This window comes from Protofrankia sp. CiP1_Cm_nod2 (genome assembly GCF_920664355.1).
GTDB lineage: Bacteria > Actinomycetota > Actinomycetes > Frankiales > Frankiaceae > Protofrankia.
Map to the genome: position 1 here is coordinate 1 of NZ_CAKKTL010000365.1, position 3,376 is coordinate 3,376.

The window sequence follows — 3,376 nt, forward strand, 5'->3', positions numbered from 1 at the left end:
GGCCAGGCGTGCGGGTCGTGGGCGGCAACGTCCCGCCGGACCTGCGCGGCGGCCCGCTCCGGCCACTGGGGCCGCCCGGCCCGACGGCCGCCGCGCCGGGCGGCTGGGACCACTTCCGCACGTCCTGAGCCGTGACGTCGAAAACCTGGATCCGCGAGGGACGAAAACCACGTCACCGCCCCACTCGCACACCTGTCCGCCCGCCTACCAGACGGGCGGCGCGGGGGCGGGTGGGCAGCGGTCTAGCGTGGGGACCGTGGTCTCTTTCGGTTCCGCTCCCGGCCCGGTCGCGCGTCTGCCGCCGGCCCGGGTGTTGGCGATCGCGGGGTCGGACTCCGGCGGGGGCGCTGGTATCCAGGCTGATCTGAAGACCGCGCTGGCCTTCGGGGTCCACGGGATGAGCGCGCTGACCGCGGTGACGGCTCAGAACTCCCTGGGCGTGCACGGGGTGTGGGAGCTGCCGCCGGAGGCCGTGGTGGCGCAGATCCGCGCGGTCGTGGCCGACATCGGGGTGGACGCGGTCAAGACCGGGATGCTGTCGTCACCGCCGATCGTCGCCGCGGTCGCGGGCGAGCTGGCCGGGGCCGGCGTCCCCGTCGTCGTCGATCCCGTGGGGGTGTCCAAGCACGGGGATCCGCTGCTCGCGCCCGAGGCGGTGCAGACCGTGCGTACCCGGTTGCTGCCGGTGGCGACGGTGGCGACCCCGAACCTCGACGAGGTGCGGCTGCTCACCGGCGTCGAGGTGCGGACCGAGGCGGACCTGCCGGCCGCCGCGCGCGCCGTGCTCGGCCTCGGGCCGCGCTGGGTGCTGGTCAAGGGCGGGCACCTGCCCGGCGACGCCGTGGACCTGCTCACCGACGGCCACCACAGCGTGGTGCTCCGGGCGCCCAGGCACGATAACCGGCACACCCACGGGACCGGCTGCACGCTCGCGTCCGCGATCGCGTCGCTGCTGGCCCGCGGGGCGGACGTCCCCGATGCCGTGCGCGCGGCAAAGGACTACGTCACCGGCGCGCTGGAAGCCGGCTTCCCGCTCGGCGCGGGCATCGGCCCGGTCGACCACGCCTGGCAGCGGCGATAGCTGGCAGCGGCGATACCTGACAGCGGCGATAGCCGCCACACCCGTCGCGGTGCCGCCGGGGCGAAACGCCGGTGCCTTGTCGACGCCGGAGGAAGCAGGCGCGCGGGCGGCTACGCCCGGGTGACCTTGCCGGCCTTGATGCAGGAGGTGCACACGTTCAGGCGCTTCGGCGTCCTGCCGACGAGCGCGTGCACGGTCTGGATGTTGGGGTTCCAGCGCCGCCGCGTGCGCCGGTGGGAGTGGGAGACCGACATACCGAAGCCCGGCCCCTTGCCGCAGACGTCGCACACCGAAGACACGAGACACTCCGCCAGAGAATAGTAATGATCATGCCGCGTTCGCGGCGGTCATCCGAGGCTACCCCACGCCGCGCCGCCACCGGACACCGCCGGCCCGTGAGGCGCCTGTGAGGGCCGTCCACGAAAGCGCACGGGCAGGCCGAACGCGTGGGGCAGATCGAAGCTGTCGGTGGGGTCGGGCAGGATCGTGGGTGTGGTCGACCAGCAGACACGGCTGCGGGACGTGGTGGGCGCGCGGACCGCCACGGCGCTCGCCGGTGCCCTGGATTTGGAGACGGTCGGTGACCTGCTCGCCCATCTGCCCAGGCGCTACCAGGAGCGGGGGGAGCTGACCGATCTCGGTGACCTCACCGTCGGTGAGGCGGTCACCATCCAGGCGCGGGTCACCAGCGCCAAGCGGCGCCCGCTGCGCGGCCGCGGGCGGGAGATGCTGATCGTCACGGTCAGCGACGGCCGGCACAGCCTCGCGCTGACGTTCTTCAACCAGCCGTGGCGGTCGCGGGACCTGCGGCCGGGGGTGACCGCGCTGTTCGCCGGGAAGGTCGAGGTGTTCAACCACCGGCAGCAGATGACCAACCCCGAGGTGCAGCTGCTCGACGACACGATCCCGGGGCTTTCCGACAGCCCCGGAGAGCTCGAGCTCCCCGGGATCACCGAGCCGGCGAACGGGCAGCGCCCGGCCCACGCGGGCGCGGTTCGTAACGGCACGAGCCGTAACGACACGAGCCGTAACGGTGCGGTCGGCGACAGCGCGGTTCCCGGTGGCGGTGGGGGTGGCCCGGGCGTGGACGTCGAGGGCTTCGCGGGCGGCATCCTCCCGATCTACCCGACTGCGGCGAAGATCCCGAGCTGGGCGATCGCCACGTGCGTGCGGGTCGTCCTGGAGCTGCTGACCGAGCTCGACGACCCACTACCGGCCGCCATCCGCGCCCGCTACCGGCTGGTGAGCCTGCTGGAGGCGTACCGGCTGGTCCACCAGCCGTCGTCCTGGGCGGACGTCGGCCGTGGCCGGACCAGGCTGAAATGGGACGAGGCGCTCGTCCTGCAGGTCGCGCTGGCACAGCGTCGGCACGACCTCGAGAAGATCGCGGCGACGCCGCGGCATCCGCGTCCCGACGGTCTGCTCGCGGCCTTCGACGCGTCCCTGCCCTTCTCGCTCACCGCCGGGCAGCGTGCCGTGGGCGCCACGGTCGCGGCGGAGCTCGCCCGGCCCTTCCCGATGCACCGGCTGCTGCAGGGCGAGGTCGGGTCCGGCAAGACGGTGGTGGCGCTGCGCGCGATGCTCGCCGCGGTGGACGCCGCCGGGCAGGCGGTGCTGCTCGCGCCCACCGAGACGCTCGCGGCCCAGCACCTGCGCAGCCTGCGCGCTCTGCTCGGCCCGCTGGGCCGGGCCGGGGAGCTCGACGCCGCGCCCGAGGCGACCCGGGCCGTGCTGGTGACGGGCTCGCTGGGCGCGAAGGCGCGGCGGGAGGCGCTCGCCGCTGTCGCGGACGGCAGCGTGGGCCTCGTCGTCGGCACGCACGCCCTGCTCGAGGAGTCGGTGGTATTTCACGATCTTGCTCTTGTGGTCGTCGACGAGCAGCACCGTTTCGGGGTGGAGCAGCGGGACGCGCTGCGCTCCCGGTCCGACCGTCCGCCGCATCTGCTGGTGATGACCGCCACCCCGATCCCGCGGACGGTCGCGATGACCGTCTTCGGTGACCTGGAGGTCTCGACGCTCACCGAGCTGCCCGCCGGCCGTTCGCCGATCTCCACGTTCGTCGTGCCCGCGACAGCGCCGAAGTGGGCCAGCCGGGTGTGGGGCCGCATCCGCGACGAGGTCGCCGCCGGCCGGCAGGCCTATGTCGTCTGCCCGCGCATCGGTGGGGACGCCGGCGACGCCGATGACGTCCCCGCGGCCGACGCCCCCGCGACCGGGGGCATGGCCGGCGACTCGGTGGCCGGCGGCTCGGTGGCCGGCGGCTCGGTGGCCGGCGGCTCGGTGGCCGGCGCGGCC

Annotated in this window: 3 protein-coding genes; 2 read left to right on the forward strand and 1 reads right to left on the reverse strand. The window is 74.4% G+C overall.

Going from position 1 to position 3,376, the window contains the following annotated elements:
* The first annotated feature begins 247 nt into the window (after positions 1 to 247).
* Entirely contained in the window at positions 248 to 1,081 is an 834-nt protein-coding gene (gene thiD, locus NBW84_RS23400) for a bifunctional hydroxymethylpyrimidine kinase/phosphomethylpyrimidine kinase (RefSeq protein WP_250287454.1), read from the forward strand.
* A gap of 110 nt (positions 1,082 to 1,191) precedes the next feature.
* On the opposite strand, the gene rpmB is transcribed toward thiD, so the two are convergent.
* Positions 1,192 to 1,380 carry a 50S ribosomal protein L28 gene (rpmB, locus tag NBW84_RS23405; protein WP_007516655.1) on the reverse strand — a complete coding sequence of 63 codons (189 nt, stop codon included), beginning with the start codon at positions 1,378 to 1,380 and terminating at the stop codon, positions 1,192 to 1,194.
* Between the two features lie 193 nt (positions 1,381 to 1,573).
* On the opposite strand from rpmB, the gene NBW84_RS23410 reads away from it, so the two are divergent.
* Positions 1,574 to 3,376: ATP-dependent DNA helicase RecG (locus NBW84_RS23410; RefSeq protein ID WP_250287456.1), on the forward strand; the 1,803-nt coding region annotated here is incomplete at its 3' end.